11 protein-coding genes are annotated in these 12,301 nt (G+C 69.3%); 8 read left to right on the top strand and 3 right to left on the bottom strand.

The window, feature by feature from the left end:
* From BLR02_RS18120 to BLR02_RS18100, 5 genes are read left to right on the top strand one after another with little or no spacing between them, the layout of a single operon-like run.
* A complete protein-coding gene (locus BLR02_RS18120; protein WP_090664170.1) occupies positions 1-2,931 on the top strand; it encodes a formate dehydrogenase subunit alpha in 2,931 nt (976 codons plus the stop codon).
* Positions 2,932-2,933: 2 nt separating this feature from the next.
* The gene (gene fdh3B, locus BLR02_RS18115; protein ID WP_090664169.1) at positions 2,934-3,530 is read left to right on the top strand and encodes a formate dehydrogenase FDH3 subunit beta; all 597 of its coding nucleotides are present in this window, start codon (positions 2,934-2,936) and stop codon (positions 3,528-3,530) included.
* On the top strand, positions 3,527-4,537 hold the full coding sequence (locus tag BLR02_RS18110) for a formate dehydrogenase subunit gamma (protein WP_090566484.1): 1,011 nt from the start codon (positions 3,527-3,529) through the stop codon (positions 4,535-4,537). The genes fdh3B and BLR02_RS18110 overlap by 4 nt, the downstream gene beginning before the upstream one ends.
* A 10-nt stretch (positions 4,538-4,547) precedes the next feature.
* Positions 4,548-5,051: a molybdopterin-guanine dinucleotide biosynthesis protein B gene (mobB, locus tag BLR02_RS18105; RefSeq protein ID WP_090566487.1), complete on the top strand. Its 504-nt coding sequence runs from the start codon at positions 4,548-4,550 to the stop codon at positions 5,049-5,051.
* A 12-nt stretch (positions 5,052-5,063) separates the two neighbouring features.
* Positions 5,064-6,329, top strand: a complete 1,266-nt coding sequence (locus tag BLR02_RS18100) for a molybdopterin molybdotransferase MoeA (RefSeq protein ID WP_090664168.1) — start codon at positions 5,064-5,066, stop codon at positions 6,327-6,329.
* Here the strand turns inward: BLR02_RS18100 and BLR02_RS18095 are convergent, their stop codons facing one another.
* Genes BLR02_RS18095 through BLR02_RS18085 form a run of 3 tightly spaced genes read right to left on the bottom strand, consistent with a single transcriptional unit; the run spans position 6,330 to position 9,045 of the window.
* Positions 6,330-7,691: an ATP-binding protein gene (locus BLR02_RS18095; RefSeq protein ID WP_245704842.1), complete on the bottom strand. Its 1,362-nt coding sequence runs from the start codon at positions 7,689-7,691 to the stop codon at positions 6,330-6,332. It lies immediately after the preceding gene.
* A complete protein-coding gene (locus BLR02_RS18090) occupies positions 7,691-8,416 on the bottom strand; it encodes a response regulator (protein ID WP_408735483.1) in 726 nt (241 codons plus the stop codon). Before BLR02_RS18090 ends, BLR02_RS18095 begins: the two co-directional genes overlap by 1 nt.
* A 26-nt stretch (positions 8,417-8,442) precedes the next feature.
* Positions 8,443-9,045 carry a MarR family winged helix-turn-helix transcriptional regulator gene (locus BLR02_RS18085; protein ID WP_090566492.1) on the bottom strand — a complete coding sequence of 201 codons (603 nt, stop codon included), beginning with the start codon at positions 9,043-9,045 and terminating at the stop codon, positions 8,443-8,445.
* A gap of 112 nt (positions 9,046-9,157) precedes the next feature.
* On the opposite strand from BLR02_RS18085, the gene BLR02_RS18080 reads away from it, so the two are divergent.
* The 3 genes from BLR02_RS18080 to BLR02_RS18070 all read left to right on the top strand — a co-directional run.
* On the top strand, positions 9,158-10,060 hold the full coding sequence (locus tag BLR02_RS18080) for a branched-chain amino acid aminotransferase (protein ID WP_090566495.1): 903 nt from the start codon (positions 9,158-9,160) through the stop codon (positions 10,058-10,060).
* Between the two features lie 14 nt (positions 10,061-10,074).
* Complete coding sequence (locus tag BLR02_RS18075) at positions 10,075-10,653, top strand: LysE family translocator (protein ID WP_090664167.1); 579 nt, start codon at positions 10,075-10,077, stop codon at positions 10,651-10,653.
* Between the two features lie 33 nt (positions 10,654-10,686).
* Positions 10,687-12,301, top strand: a 1,615-nt coding sequence (locus tag BLR02_RS18070; protein WP_143018186.1) for an AMP-binding protein, incomplete at its 3' end; no start/stop codon positions are given.

Raw genomic sequence — 12,301 nt, 5'->3', positions numbered from 1 at the left:
ATGCTCATCAAGCGTAGCGACGGTCGGGCGGCGCGGCAGCGCCTTGTCTCCGCTTACCAGGGTCTGTCCGGCGGCGGGATGGATCGCCGCAGCTTCCTGCGCCAGGCCGGACTTGGCGGCGCAGGCCTCGCGGCGCTCGGCGGGTTCGGCGCCGGCCGGGCCCAGGCGAGCGGCGCGGCGACCGGCATGCTCGATCACACGAAGCCGGTGCGGCTGGTGAAGAATATCTGCACCCATTGCTCGGTCGGCTGCACGGTCACCGCCGAGGTGCAGAACGGCGTCTGGGTCGGCCAGGAGCCGAGCTGGGCCAGCCCCATCAATCGCGGCACGCATTGCGCCAAGGGCGCCGCGGTGCGCGAGCTGGTGCATGGCGACCGTCGGCTGAAGTACCCGATGAAGCTGGTCGGCGGCGAATGGCGCCGTATCGGCTGGGACCAGGCAATCGAGGAGATCGGCGCCAAGCTGCTCGAGGTGCGGCAGAAGGCCGGGCCGGACAGCGTGTTCTGGCTGGGCTCGGCCAAATTCACCAACGAGGCGGCCTATCTCTACCGGAAGCTCGGCGCCTTCTGGGGCACCAACAGCGTCGATCACCAGGCACGCATCTGCCACAGCACCACCGTCGCCGGCGTGGCCAATACCTGGGGCTATGGCGCGCAGACCAACAGTTACAACGACATCCGCAATGCCCGCACCATGATCATCATGGGCGGCAACCCGGCCGAGGCGCATCCGGTCTCGCTGCAGCACGTGCTCAGCGGCAAGGAGGTCAACCGGGCGAACCTCATCGTCATCGATCCGCGCTTCACCCGCACCGCGGCGCATGCCACCGAATATGTCCGGCTGCGGCCGGGCACCGATATTCCGGTGATCTGGGGCATGCTGTGGCACATCTTCCAGAATGGCTGGGAAGACCGGGAGTTCATTCGCCAGCGCGTCTACGGCATGGACGAGATCCGCAAGGAGGTCGCCAAGTGGACGCCCGAGGAGGTGCAGCGCGTCACAGGCGTCCCGGGCGAGCAGCTGAAGCGCGTGGCGCAGATGTTCGCGACGCAGAAGCCCTCGACGCTCATCTGGTGCATGGGCGCGACGCAGAAGACGGTGGGCACCGCCAATGTGCGCGCCTATTCCGTGCTGCTGCTGGCCACCGGCAATGTCGGTGCGAGCGGCACCGGCGCCAATATCTTCCGCGGCCACACCAACGTCCAGGGTGCGACCGATCTCGGCCTCGATGTCACGACGCTGCCCGGCTACTACGGGCTCGACGAGAATGCCTGGCGGCATTGGGCGCGTGTCTGGGGTGTCGACTACGAGTATCTGCTCGGCCGCTTCGGCAGCAAGGCATTGATGGAGATGCCCGGCATCCCGACGACGCGCTGGTTCGACGCGACGCTGATGCCTGGCGAGCGGGAGAAGACCGCTGCTGACGGCGAAGCCTATGTGGCGCAGCCGCACAGCCTGAAGGCGATGATGGTCTTCGGCCATGGCGGCAACACCGTCACCCGCATCCCGGAGTCGCTGAAGGGCCTCGAGAAGCTGGAATTGCTGGTCGTCGCTGACCCGCACCCGACGACCTTCAGCCAGATCTCGAACCGCCGAGACGGGACCTATCTGCTGCCCATCTGCACCAGCTTCGAGATGGATGGCAGCCGCACCGCCTCCAACCGGTCGCTGCAATGGGGGGCGAAGGTTGTCGAGCCGATCTTCGAGAGCCGCAACGACTACGACGTGATCTATGCGCTGACGCAGCGCCTCGGCTTCGCCGACCGGATGTTCAGCGGCATCGAGGTGAAGGACGGGCGTGTCGCGCCCGAGAGCATCCTGCGGGAGATGAACAGGGGCCTCTGGAGCGTCGGCTATACCGGCCAGTCACCGGAGCGGCTCAAGCTGCATATGGAGCACCAGGACAAGTTCGACCTGGTGACGCTGCGTGGCCGCGAGGGCACACCGGTCGCGCATGATTATTATGGTCTGCCCTGGCCCTGCTGGGGTACGCCGGAGATGAAGCATCCCGGCAGCCACATTCTCTACAACACCAACCTGCACGTGAAGGATGGCGGCGGCACCTTCCGCGCCCGTTTCGGCGTCGAGCGCAACGGCCAGACACTCCTGGCGGAGGGCAGCTGGTCCAAGGGTTCCGAGATCGAGGACGGCTACCCCGAATTCACCGTCGCGGTGCTGAAGCGGCTCGGCTGGTTCGACGAATTGACAGCGGACGAGAAGGCGAGCCTCGATCGCCATTTCGGCGCGAATATCGACCGTGCCGCCTGGTCCACCGACCTGTCGGGCGGCATCATCCGGGTGGCGATGGAGCATGGCTGCTCGCCATTCGGCAATGCCAAGGCACGCGCGGTCGCCTGGAACCTGCCGGACCCGGTGCCCGTGCATCGCGAGCCGATCTACACGGTGCGTCCCGACCTCGTCGCGCAGTACCCGACCCTGCCGGATCGCCGCGGCTTCCGCATGCCGCATCTCGGCCAGAGCGTGCAGGCGCGCAGCGCGACGGTGGTGCGGGACTTCCCCATCGTGCTGACCAGCGGGCGGCTCGTTGAGTACGAGGGCGGCGGCGAGGAGACGCGTTCCAACAAGTGGCTGGCCGAGCTGCAGCAGGACATGTTCGTCGAGATCAACACGACGGATGCGGCCGAGCGCGGCGTGCGCGACGGCGGATGGGTCTGGGTCAGCGGGCCGGAGAACGGCAGCCGCGTCCGGGTGAAGGCGCTGGTGACGGATCGCGTGGCCAAGGGTGTCGCCTTCATGCCCTTCCACTTCGGCGGCTTCTTCCAGGGCGAGGACCGGCGGAAATTCTACCCGCCCGGCACCGACCCCATCGTGCTGGGCGAGAGCGTCAACACCGTGACCACCTATGGCTATGACCCGGTGACCTTCATGCAGGAAACCAAGGTGACCCTCTGCCAGATCCGGAGCGCCTGACCATGGCGCGGATGAAATTCCTCTGCGACAGCGACCGTTGCATCGAATGCAACGCCTGCGTCACCGCCTGCAAGAACGAGAATGAGGTGCCCTGGGGCATCAACCGGCGCCGCGTCGTCACCATCGGTGACGGCAAGCCGGGCGAGCGCTCCATCTCCATGGCCTGCATGCACTGCACCGATGCGCCCTGTGCCGCGGTCTGCCCGGTTGTCTGCTTCTACACGACGGCCGATGCCATCGTGCTGCATGACAAGGACCTCTGCATCGGCTGCGGCTACTGCTTCTACGCCTGCCCCTTCGGCGCGCCGCAATATCCGCGTGTCGGGAATTTCGGCGGGCGCGGCAAGATGGACAAGTGCACCTACTGCGCCGGCGGCCCGCAGCAGGACAACTCTGCCGTCGAGTACATGCAGTACGGCAGCAACCGCATCGCCGAGGGCAAGCTGCCGCTCTGCGCCGAGATGTGCTCGACCAAGGCGCTGCTCGCCGGTGACGGCGAGATCATCGCCAGCATCTACAAGGAACGGGTGCAACGCCGCGGCTACGGCTCCGGTGCCTGGGGCTGGCGTACCGCCTACCGTGAGGAGCTGCCGGCATGAGGCGCATCCTGCTCAGGGCGGCCTTCGCCCTCGCCTTGCTGGCAGGGCCGGCCATGGCGCAGACCGCGCCGGTGCCGCAGCCGCTCGGCGATCGCGGCCAGCCGGATGCGGCGGAGCTCGAGATGCGGGCCCTCCTGCGCGGCGAGCCGATCCATGGCCGCATCAGCATCCCTGATGCCAAGGCGGCCAATCTTATCCAGCCGGAAGGCCGTGAATGGCGGGCCTTCCACAACCGCACCCTGGCCTGGGTCGGCGGCATCGCCGTGCTCGGCATGCTGGGGCTGCTGGCGCTCTTCTTCCTGGTTCGCGGGCGCATCCGCCTGGGCGAAGGCTGGTCGGGCCGAACGCTGCTGCGTTTCAACCTGCTGGAGCGGGCCAATCACTGGATGGTGGCGAGTTGCTTCATCATCCTCGCCCTGTCGGGCCTCAACCTGACCTTCGGGCGGCATCTCCTGCTGCCGCTGACCGGGCCGGAAGCCTTCACCGCCATCAGCGCGGCAGGGAAGCTGGCCCATAACTTCCTCGCCTTTCCCTTCACCCTCGGCCTCGTGCTGATGCTGCTGCTCTGGGTGCGGGACAACATCCCGGACCGGACGGATGTCACCTGGGTCAAGGCGGGGGGCGGCTTCCTCAGCGGCCACCACCCGAAGGCGGGCCGATTCAATGCCGGGCAGAAGATGGTCTTCTGGATCACGGTGCTGGGGGGCGGGCTGGTCGCCGCCTCCGGCTATGTGCTGATATTCCCATTCACCGTGGTGGACATCGCCGGTCAGCAGCTCGCTCACATCGTGCACAGCCTGCTCGCCGTCCTGATGATCGCGGCCATGCTCGCCCATATCTATATTGGCTCCCTCGGCATGGAGGGTGCCTTCGCCGCGATGGGCAGCGGGCGCGTGGACTACAATTGGGCCAAGGAGCATCACGCACTGTGGGTGGAGGAGGAATTGGCCAGGGCACGGCAGCAGGTCGTGCCGCCGCCCGGGGCGAAGGCAGCCGGCGCCGACTAGGACCCCGCCCATGCGGGTAATCGGCCTCGCCGGATGGAGCGGGGCCGGGAAGACCACGCTGATGGCCCGGTTGCTGCCCGCTTTGGGTGCCCGGGGCGTCGGTGTGTCCACAATCAAGCACGCCCATCACCGCTTCGACGTCGATACGCCGGGCAAGGATTCCTGGGTCCACCGGGAGGCCGGGGCAAGGCAGGTCCTGGTCAGCTCGGAACATCGCTGGGCGCTGATGACCGAGCTGCGCGGCAGCCCGGAGCCAGGGCTGACCGAGCTGCTCCGCCAGCTTGCGCCCGTGGATCTGGTCGTGGTCGAGGGCTTCAAGCGCGACCGCCATCCGAAAATCGAGGTCCATCGCACTGCCAATGGCAAGCCCTGGCTGCACCCGGAGGATCCGGCAATCCGCGCCATCGCCAGCGATGTGCCGCCGCCGGGCCCGCTGCCCTGGGCGTCCCTGGACGATGCGGAGGCCATTGCCGACCTCGTGCTGCGGCATGCGGCGGCGATGGCCGACTGGTAGGGGACACCCGGAATGGCTCAGCTTTCGGACGACTGCTTTGCCTTCGGCGGCCCGCTGCTCTCGGTCGAGGCGGCCGAGGCGCTGATCGCCGAGCGCATCCCGCCGATCCAGGGGGAGGAAACCCTGCCCCTGACCGAAGCCGCCGGTAGGGTGCTGGCGCGGGCGCTTCATGCGTCGTTGCCGCTGCCGCCTTTCTTCAATTCCGCCGTCGATGGTTACGCCTTCCGCCATGCCGACCTCACACCGGGAGAGCCGAGCCTGCTTCCGCTCGCCGGCCGGATCGCGGCCGGCCATGTGGCGGAGCAGGCGCCGGCACCCGGCCAGGCGGCCCGCATCTTCACCGGCGCGCCGATGCCACCGGGCGCCGATACGGTGGTGATGCAGGAGGATGCGGTTGCCGAAGGCAGGGGCGTCTGGGTGCCGCCCGGGCTCAAGCCCGGCGCCAATGCGCGGCCAGCGGGCGAGGACGTGGCCGCCGGCGCACTGGCCCTGCCGGCCGGACGCCGGCTGCGGGCGCCGGAAATCGGCCTCGCCGCCGCACTTGGCTATGCCGCCCTTCCTGTCGTGCCACGGGTACGGGTAGGCGTCTTCTCCACCGGGGATGAGTTAGCTCCGCCCGGCACGCCGCTCGGCCCGGCTCAAGCCTATGACAGCAATCGCTTCACCCTGCTGGCCCTGCTGGCGCGCCTGCCTGTGATGGCGAGCGACCTCGGCATCCTTCCCGATGACCCGGCGGCGACGGCGGCGGCGCTGCGGGCGGCGGCCGGATCGCATGACCTACTGCTGACCTCGGGCGGCGTGAGCACCGGGGAAGAGGATCATGTCCGCGCCGCGATCGAGGCAGGCGGGCGGCTGGTCTTCTGGCGGCTGGCGGTGAAGCCGGGCCGGCCGGTGGCGATGGGGGTGCTGCCGAAATCCGGCGGGGATTTCGCTGCCGGTGGGACGCCGGTGATCGGGCTACCGGGCAACCCCGTGGCGGCGGTGGTGACCTTCCTGCATCTGGCGCGCCCCCTGGTCCTGCGATTGGCTGGCGCGCTGCCGGAGGTGCTGCCGCGTTTTCCGGCCGAGGCGGGGTTCAGCTACCGCAAAAAGGCCGGGCGCCGGGAATATGTCCGCGTCCGGCTACGCGATGGGGTGGCCTTTAAGTTCGAGCGGGAAGGGGCCGGGCTGCTGACCTCGCTGACCGAGAGTGATGCTTTTGTCGAGTTGCCGGAGGCGGTGCTGTCGGTGGCGCCGGGCGACGCGGTGCGGGTGCTGCCCTTCGCCACGCTGTTCTGATCAGACCGGCAGCAGCAGCCGCGCCCGCAACCCGCCGAGCGGGCTCTCCTCCAGCTGGATATCCCCGCCATGGGCGCGGACGATGTCGCGGGCGATGGCAAGGCCGAGGCCGGTGCCATCGGGCCTGCCGCTGGCGAAGGGCTTGAAGGCGCCCTCGCGATCGGCGGCAGGGATGCCCGGGCCGTCATCATCCACCGTCACCTGTGCCCAGAGCGACTGTCCCTCACCCCCAGGGCCTCCGAGCTCGGTGCGCGGAACCGTCTCCACGGCGACCGAGACATGCTGGGCATGGCGGCGCGCATTGTCGATCAGGTTGCCGAGGCAGCGGCGCACCGCATCGGGCCGCAGCGGCAGGGCAAGCTTGCCTGGCGCGGCCACCTCCACCGCGGCGCCGGAGCGCCGGGCCTTGGCGGCGACGTCCTGCACCAGCTCCACCAGATCGGCCGGGCGGGCCTGTTCGGTGCCCTCGCCGCGGGCGAAGGACAGGTAGGCGGCAATCATCCGCTCCATCTCCTCCATGTCCTGGGTCAGGGCGGCGAGATCTTCCTCGGTCTCCGGTGAGCGCGGCAGCATGGTGACGCCGAGCCGCATGCGGGTAAGCGGCGTGCGCAGGTCGTGGCTGATGCCGGCCAGCATCTCCGTTCGCTGCCCGACAAAGCGGCGGATGCGCTCGCGCATGCGGTTGAAGGCACCGGCCGCCTGGCGCACCTCGCTCGCCCCCTCCGGCTTGATCGGGCCGAGATCACGGCCAAGGCCGAAAGCCTCCGCTGCCGCGGCGAGACGGCGGATGGCGCGGACCTGGTTCTTCATGAAGAGGATGGCAACGCCCGAGAGCAGCAGCGCCGAGCCGACCAGCCAGATGACGAAGAGATAGAGCGTCGCGGTGAAGAGGCGCTTCCGCGGTGCCTCCACATGCAGCACGCCATCCGGCATCTGCACGCGGATGATGACGCTGCGCGGGTCGCTCTGCCAATCCGTGTCGAAGCGGGCGCGGACGCGCTCGCCGAGCGCGTTGTTGAGGTCTTCCTCCAGCGGCAGGATGGACATGCTCGGCCGCCGCTCGCCCTGGATGCGGGCGCCGGGCTCGAAGGCCAGCGCCAGGTCCAGGCGCCAGGAGGCCTCACGGAAGATCCAGGGATGCTGCTCGGCCGGCTCGCGCCGGATCAGCTCGGCGACGAAGGCGACATCGCCGGCGACGCCGCCCGCCAGGCGCCGCGAGATCACGTCGAGATGCCCGCCGTAGAAAAGCTGCAGCGCGACGGCCTGCAGCACCAGCATCGGCGCCAGGATGATCAGCACCGATCGTGCCATCAGCGAGCGCGGCAGCAGGCGCCGCAGCCTGCCCATCACCGGGCCCGGCATCAGGGGCCCGGCCTGAGGACGTAGCCACGATGGCGGACCGTGTGCAGGTAGCGCGGCTCGCGCGGATCGGGCTCGATCTTCCGCCGCAGCCGGGTGACCTGGACATCGATGGCGCGTTCGCCGGCCTCCGGCGTGCCAAGGGCGGTGGCGATCTCCTCGCGGCTGAGTACATCGCCGGCGCGGCGTGCGAGGGCGTGCAGCAAGGCGGCCTCGCCGCCCGTCAGCCGCACCGTGCCCTCCGGCCCGCGCAGCTCGGAGCGCTCCGCATCGAACCAGCGCATGCCGAGCTGCACCGGGGCGGCCGTCAGCGGCTGGGCGGGCGGCGCCACGCGCCGGAGGATGGTGCGGATGCGCAGCGCCAGCTCGCGCGGCTCGAAAGGCTTCCCGAGATAATCATCGGCGCCCATCTCGAAGCCGGCCACGCGGTCCTCAGGTCCGCCGCGCGCGGTCAGCATCAGCACCGGCACGTCCTTGCCATCGCGGCGGAGCGACTCGACCAGCTCGAGTCCCGTCTCGCCCGGCATCATCACATCGAGCACGACCAGATCGAAGGCGACGGCGGCGAGTTGGGCGCGGGCGGCGGCGGCATCGGCGGCGATGCTGACACGGAAGCCCTGCTCCGACAGGAATCGCTGCAGCAGCGCCCGCAGCCGCGCATCGTCATCCACCACGAGCAGATGGGCGTTGTCGACAGCGGTGGCGGCCTCGGCAGGCATGGGCGGCATTCCTCTTTCAGGCGGTACGAGGCGCTTCAGCCCCGTCCCGGCCAATCTGTGGTGGGCGGGCGCCCGACGGAAGACGGTATGGGCGGCCGGCCCGGCACCGGACGGTCCGGCCGCTGCTCCAGCCGCTCGAGTTGGCCGCGCGCCTCAGCGCCCATCAGGCCGCGCATCACACGGCGGAACCCCTCGACCGCCACCGGCCCGGCCTCGCGATAGGCCCGCATGACCCATTCGCGCTGCCGCTCGAACAGCCGCCGCTCCAGCGCCTCGCCCTTCGGGGTGAGCGAGAGCAGGCGCTGGCGCCGGTCGTTGCGGCCGGGGGATTGCAGCACATAGCCCTGCTCGATCAGCGGTGTCAGCACCCGGCCGAGCGACTGCTTGGTGATGCCGAGGATGCCGAGCAGGTCGCCCACGGTGATGCCGGGCCGGCGGCCGACGAAATGCAGCACCCGGTGATGGGCTCGGCCGAGATCCAGTTCGGCGAGGATCTGGTCGGCACCGGCGGTGAAATCCCGATAGCCGAAGAAGAGCAGGTCCTGGGCCAAGCGCAATTCCTCCTCACGGAGGAAGAGGAGGTTGCGCCCGGCACCGACCGGGGCGGCGGTGGGCGGGCCGTCAGTTGGGTCCGGCATGGCAGCTATGCGCTCTCCCCGGGTCGGTTTGGGTCAGTGACATTGACACATTTTTCCCGATCATTCTAACTTGGACGTGTTGGAAGCAACGATATTGCGGAGGTACGCGGTTATGGCGCTCGTTCCTTACGACGACCGGGACGGTTGGATCTGGTGGGACGGGGAGTTCGTTCCCTGGCGCGGCGCCAAGCTGCATGTCCTCTCGCATGGGCTGCACTATGCCAGCGCCGTGTTCGAGGGCGAGAGGGCCTATTCCGGGAATATCTTCAAGCTGCGCGCCCATACCGAGCGGTTGATCGCCTCAGCCCGCATCCTCGGATTCGAGATCCCCTGGAGCGTGGAGGAGATCGACGCCGCATGCCAGGAGACCGTGGCGCGGAACGGCTTCACCGATGCCTATGTCCGCCCGATCGCCTGGCGTGGCTCGGAGGAGATGGGCGTCGCCGCGCGGCTGACGAAGACGCATCTCGCCATCGCCGCCTGGGAATGGGGGGCCTATTTCGGCGTGGAGCAGCGGATGGCGGGCGTCCGCCTCAACCTCGCCCCCTGGCGCCGGCCGGCGCCGGACACCGCGCCGACCGCCTCCAAGGCGACCGGCCTCTACATGATCGGCACCATGTCGAAGCATGCCGCGATGGATGCGGGCTACGACGATGCGCTGATGCTCGACTACAAGGGTGACATCGCCGAGGCGACGGGCGCCAACATCTTCTTCAACATGGGCGGCGAGCTGCACACGCCGACGCCGGCCTGCTTCCTCGACGGCATCACCCGCCGCACCGTCATGGGCCTCGCCCGCAAGCGGCAGGTAAAGGTGGTGGAGCGGACCATCCGCATCGATGAGCTGAAGGACGCCTCCGAGGTCTTCCTCGCCGGCACCGCGGCCGAGGTGACGCCGGTGCGCGAGATTGCCGGGCATGCCTATACCCCGGGCGACCTCACCCGCATGCTGATGACCGATTACGAGGCGCTGGTGCGGCAGAGCCCCGAGGCCGTCGCGGCGGCCGGGGCCTAGCAGGGAGGCGAGCCATGGACCTCACCTGGCTCGCCTCGGCCATCGGCTTCGCCCTGGCGATGTCGGCGACGCCAGGGCCGAACAACGCCATGGTTGCCGCCTCGGCGGTGAATTTCGGCCTGCGGCGGAGCCTGCCCCATATCCTCGGCATCTCGCTCGGCTTCCCGGTGATGCTGCTGCTGGTGGGGCTCGGGGCAGGGGAGGTGCTGGCCGGTTCGCCTGGGCTGCAGGCGACCTTGCGCTGGGTGGGGGCGGCCTGGATGCTCTGGCTCGCCTGGGGCATCGCCCGGGCTGCGCCCCTCACGCCGGGTGATACGCCGCGCGGCAAGCCGATGAGCCTGATACAGGCGGCGCTCTTCCAATGGGTGAATCCCAAGGCCTGGATCATCGCTGGCGCTGCCATCCTCGCCTATGGCGAGTCGCCGCTGCTGGCCGGGATTTTCGGGGCCGCCGCCCTCGTCAGCCTGCTCGGCTGGGCGGCGATCGGGCTTGGTGCGGCGCGGCTGCTGCGGCGGCCGGAGGCGCTGCGCTGGTTCAACCGGGCGATGGCGATGCTGCTGGTGCTCTCCCTGGTGCCGATGCTGCTCGACTGACATCCTGCCCGCAAAGCAGCAGGAGGAGATGCGATGGCCGGATTCCAGCACGGCATGCCGGGACCCTTCGCCGGGATGGACCTGCCCTGGCTGCTGACGGCCAAGGCACGGCAGCGGGGCAGCCACCCCTTCCTGATCTGGGTGCCGGCCGAGGGGCCGGAGGAGAGCTGGAGCTATGGCCGCTTCCATGCCGAGGTTGGGCAGCTGGCGGCTGGGCTGGCGCGGCGCGGCATCGGCCCGGGCGACCCCGTGCTGGTGCATCTCGAGAATGCGCCGGAGCTGCTGCTGGCCTATTTCGCCCTGGCGGAGCTCGGTGCCATCGCCGTGCTGACCAATACCCGTGCCGCGGCGGATGAGCTGGCCTATTTCGCCCAGCATTCCCGCAGCGTCGCCGCAATCACCCAGCCGAACATGGCCGCGCTGGTCGATGGCGCGGCACCGGGCCTGCGCTGGATAGCCGTCACCGGTACCGCCGGTTGGGCCGGCCTCTTCGCCGATCCGACCAGCCGGCCGCGACGGGCGCCGGAGCCGGAGCGGCCGCTCTCCGTCCTGTACACATCCGGCACCACCTCCCGCCCCAAGGGCGTGGTCTGGACGCATGCCAATGCGCTCTGGGCGGCACGGGTGAATGCCAGCCATGAAGGGCTGGTGCCGGAGGATGTGCATCAGGTCTACCTGCCGCTCTTCCACGCCAATGCGCTCGGCTATTCCATGCTGGCGACGCTCTGGGCGGGCGGGACCGTGGTGCTGCAGCCCAAATGGTCGACCAGCCGGTTCTGGCCGGTGGCGCTCCGGCATCGGACGACCTGGGTTTCCTTCATCTGGTTCTCGCTGCGGGCGGTGCTGGAGGCAGAGATCCCGCCCGGCCATCACCTCCGCATGTTCGGCTTCGCCACCTCGGACCCGCCGGCGGCGGCGCGGCTTGGGGTGCCCGGGATCGGCTGGTGGGGCATGACGGAGACGGTCAGCCACGGCATCGTCGGCAGCCTGCATGTGCCGAACCGGCCCGGCGCCATCGGCCGGGCGGCGCCGGAATACGACATCCGCATCCTGCGCGAAGATGGCAGCCCGGTGGCACCCGGCGAGACGGGGTCGCTGTTCTGCCGCGGGGTGCGCGGCGTCTCGATGTTCCTCGAATACCTGCACGACCCGGCGGCGACGGCGGCCGTCTTCGATGCCGAGGGCTGGTTCGCCACCGGCGACCTGGTGACGCTGCTGGATGACGGCTCCATTCAATTCACCGATCGCGCCAAGGACATGCTGAAGGTCGGGGCCGAGAATGTCGCCGCCTCGGAGATCGAGCGGGTGGTGCTCGGCGTCGCCGGGGTGCGGGAGGCGGCGGTGGTCGGCCGCGCGCACCCTATGCTGGATGAGGTGCCGGTCGCCTTCGTCACCCTGGCCGAAGGTGCCGATGCCGCCAGGCTGCCCGAGGCGGTGATCGCCGCCTGCCGGGAGGCGCTTGCCGATTTCAAGGTGCCGCGGGAGGTGCTGGTGATCGAGGACATGCCGCGGGCGACGCTCGAGAAGATCGCCAAGGCCGAACTGCGGAAGCGCCTTATACCAAATCCCATTGATCAGAACCGATGCGCCCAATCGCGCAGTCCGATGGACATGATAGTCCAGGGCTGCTCGACGAGGCGGTTCCAGG

The sequence above is a fragment of the Belnapia rosea genome, from assembly GCF_900101615.1.
Taxonomy (GTDB): domain Bacteria; phylum Pseudomonadota; class Alphaproteobacteria; order Acetobacterales; family Acetobacteraceae; genus Belnapia; species Belnapia rosea.
Note: the sequence above shows the minus strand (reverse complement) of the source record. Positions and strands in the feature narration are given on the sequence as shown.

Coding starts and splice junctions, on each gene's coding strand:
- BLR02_RS18120 (WP_090664170.1), top strand. CDS start 1: ATGCTCATCAAGCGTAGCGACGGTCGGGCGGCGCGGCAGCGCCTTGTC.
- fdh3B (WP_090664169.1), top strand. CDS start 2,934: ATGGCGCGGATGAAATTCCTCTGCGACAGCGACCGTTGCATCGAATGC.
- BLR02_RS18110 (WP_090566484.1), top strand. CDS start 3,527: ATGAGGCGCATCCTGCTCAGGGCGGCCTTCGCCCTCGCCTTGCTGGCA.
- mobB (WP_090566487.1), top strand. CDS start 4,548: ATGCGGGTAATCGGCCTCGCCGGATGGAGCGGGGCCGGGAAGACCACG.
- BLR02_RS18100 (WP_090664168.1), top strand. CDS start 5,064: ATGGCTCAGCTTTCGGACGACTGCTTTGCCTTCGGCGGCCCGCTGCTC.
- BLR02_RS18095 (WP_245704842.1), bottom strand. CDS start 7,691: ATGCCGGGCCCGGTGATGGGCAGGCTGCGGCGCCTGCTGCCGCGCTCG.
- BLR02_RS18090 (WP_408735483.1), bottom strand. CDS start 8,416: ATGCCGCCCATGCCTGCCGAGGCCGCCACCGCTGTCGACAACGCCCAT.
- BLR02_RS18085 (WP_090566492.1), bottom strand. CDS start 9,045: ATGCCGGACCCAACTGACGGCCCGCCCACCGCCGCCCCGGTCGGTGCC.
- BLR02_RS18080 (WP_090566495.1), top strand. CDS start 9,158: ATGGCGCTCGTTCCTTACGACGACCGGGACGGTTGGATCTGGTGGGAC.
- BLR02_RS18075 (WP_090664167.1), top strand. CDS start 10,075: ATGGACCTCACCTGGCTCGCCTCGGCCATCGGCTTCGCCCTGGCGATG.